Annotated in this window: 2 protein-coding genes; both read left to right on the top strand. The window is 51.1% G+C overall.

Annotation, left to right across the window (positions count from 1 at the left end; all coding sequences use genetic code 11):
* Nucleotides 1–334 (top strand): hypothetical protein (locus F557_RS22860; RefSeq protein WP_044143853.1); only part of this gene is annotated, 334 nt, incomplete at its 5' end.
* Between the two features lie 563 nt (nucleotides 335–897).
* The gene (locus F557_RS0118135; protein WP_019003621.1) at nucleotides 898–2,661 is read left to right on the top strand and encodes a Mu transposase domain-containing protein; all 1,764 of its coding nucleotides are present in this window, start codon (nucleotides 898–900) and stop codon (nucleotides 2,659–2,661) included.
* Nucleotides 2,662–2,741: the final 80 nt, after the last annotated feature.

The raw sequence follows: 2,741 nt of genomic DNA, 5'->3' as shown, positions 1-2,741 counted from the left end.
GGGAACTCCCGGTTTCGCTGCGGACTCCGGGATAACCGGCAGCGAGGGAGTGCTCAGTTCGGATTTCAGGATCAGAATGATGGACGCCCGTCAGAAAATTAAAGGGGAGGCGAAGGCTATGCCCCAATCCCCGAAAGCTCAGCCGAGAGGAATCTTTCGCTATCTTTGCGACAGGCTCTTTCTTATCGGACAATATCCTGCAGAGCTGCTGAAATGCCTGATGCCGGCAACCGACAGCGAAAAATGCTTTTACTCTCCGGGCTCCTTCCTGAGATGGCTTGCAGAGACTGCTCAGGCTGCCGAAACCGTTGCGGCCAGAACAGTTCTCTCCTGATTTATTATTGCAACACCGGTCGCAGATTTAACAATTAAGGGACAGCCTTCCGGGCAGTTCCGGATGGTAAGTCTTTCCCTGAAACGTCCGGCATGATGAGGTAAGGATCTTGCAAAAGCTGAAAACATAAGGCTTAGACACTGTTAAGGCATAGAAATACCGCTCTTTCTGACAATGTCCTGCCGTCTCCGGAAATTCTCCAAAAAATATTTCCTGCCGCCGCCCCTTGTATTAAAGCCGTTCCCGGTAGTTTTTATTCTAAAAATCCTCTCCGGATTCCCTCGAAAACCACCTTTCCGGAAGTAGTTAAGCCATTATATTACAAAGCCTGGATGGAAAGATTTATCGATAAAGTATGACGGCAGCTATATTCATGACGAAAAACACCGGTTAAGACGGTTTATCAAAAGGCCTGACTGTAAAAAAATGCCGTATAAGTATTACAAATAAAGGGCCGGTAAAGATACCAACAAAACTTTACGGGGGGGTTTTTATGACCGGCTATTCTGAACACGTGATGTGAGTACCAGCACGTCAGTCCCAGCAATCAGAAAGAGGTCAGTATGAGTCAGAAACAGGATTTTGACAAACGGCATCTGGAGCCGGAAACGATCCGGCAGATCTTAAGGTATCACCGAATATCTCACGGCAGGCAGACCATCGCCAATGTTCTCGGCATTTCCGTAAATTCGGTCAGGCTGGTAATTTCCAGACTTGAGGTTCTGCATGGAGAGGCCTCCCGGGACTGCAGCGGTCCTTCCGAGGAAAAGGAGTCGCCTGTATCTCCCGCGGAGTATGCTGAAAGCATCATCAAACAGAGCGACGAGCTTATCGACGCCATGTTCTATCCGAAGGCTCCCCTGAAGACAGTCCGGGCCGACACCGTCATTGACGGCAGGTACTATCCCGATTTCAAGGCCCTTGCAGCCATTGCTGTTATTGAAAAGCGGCTGTCCGTAGGTCAGGTCTATAAGTCATATCTTGACACCTGCCGGGAACAGAGTGCCAATCCTCTGTCGCAGTCGTACTTCTACGAGTCCGTGAAGAAGGAAGTCGACAGTATCAACCGGAGGAACGAAGACTATTACTTCATTCAGGATTTCAAGTACGGAGAGTACGTTGAACTGGATTTCTCGGGAGACCGGTACCGGGTGCAAACCTTCAGCATGATTGAGGACTGCTGGATTATGGTATTTACCTTCCCGGCCAGCTATTACACTTTTGCCACCTTCGTCAGTGCACAGTCCACCGTTGAAAGCTGCCGGGGTATTGCCGAGTTTGTCAGGTATCTGGGGAACCGCATGCCGCTCTTCCTGAAGTGCGACAACTTCAAGGCCGCCATAACCAGCCACCGGGGCTCGAGCATCGTGCTGAACCCGAGTTTCCAGAATTTTATGAGAGAGCTGGGACTGGCCATTGAGGCCGCTCCGGTCCGAAGGCCGCAGCGCAAAAGCAGCGTTGAAGCCGCGGTCGGTCTTATACAGACAAGATGCGGCAAGGACCCGGACTTTTTAAACGAGCTTCAGACAATCAAAACCTTCTCAGAACACTGCCGTTTCCTGCAGGAGCAGGTGGAACTCAGAATCAACCGCGTCCCCTTCAGAAAAGACACCCAGAGAACCCGGGAATATCTCTTCAATACCTATGAGAGACCGCGCCTTATGCCCGTTCTGAAAATTCCGGAATATGCCGAAATTCTGAATGCGGTGAAAGTGCTCTCCAATTATCACGTAACGGTGAACAACCATCTGTATTCCGTTCCCTATACCTGCATCGGAAGCTATGTGATACCGCGGATCACCCACGATGCCGTGATTTTTTACCTCTCCGGAATCGAAGTTGCCAGGCATGACCGCAAAGACGGAAAGCCAGATGAAAATATCAATTTCAGCCGATCCACAAAACCGGAACACTGTCCGCCGGATCATCAGGCAATCATGAGGGAAAATGCGCGGTTCTGTTCAGCGGAGGCGGTGTTAAAAATCGCCCGGGAACTGGACAGGGATCCGGGCGGACTTTACATGTTCTGCAAAAGGAAGTTCGAGTACCAGAAGAACGATCCGAGCATGAGCCTCCGGAACACCATCACCAGCTGCGCCGCCGTTATCAGGCTTTATGAAGGCAGCTCGTACCCCGGTCTGGTGTCCCGGGCCTGTCTGGTCACGCTGTCGCAGTCGCTGCCGAGAGCGTGGAACAAGGTCACGGTGGAACAGCATCTCAGGGAGCTTACGTCCCAGAAATCCGACGGGGAATCCGGAACCGGGGGCCTCTCTGTAAATTATCCATCCGGTGAGGACGCATTTTTTAACACAGGAAAACCGGTATGAGCAGCATCAGCAATGAAATCAGAGACTATCTGGAGCCGCACATCCATGAGATGACGAATCAGCAGAGGAGTCTTGTGGAA

Source organism: Succinimonas amylolytica DSM 2873 (genome assembly GCF_000378405.1).
Taxonomy (GTDB): domain Bacteria; phylum Pseudomonadota; class Gammaproteobacteria; order Enterobacterales; family Succinivibrionaceae; genus Succinimonas; species Succinimonas amylolytica.
Note: the sequence above shows the minus strand (reverse complement) of the source record. Positions and strands in the feature narration are given on the sequence as shown.

Bases quoted from the DNA above. Each gene is read 5' to 3' on its own strand.
- F557_RS0118135 (WP_019003621.1), top strand. From the start codon at position 898: ATGAGTCAGAAACAGGATTTTGACAAACGGCATCTGGAGCCGGAAACG.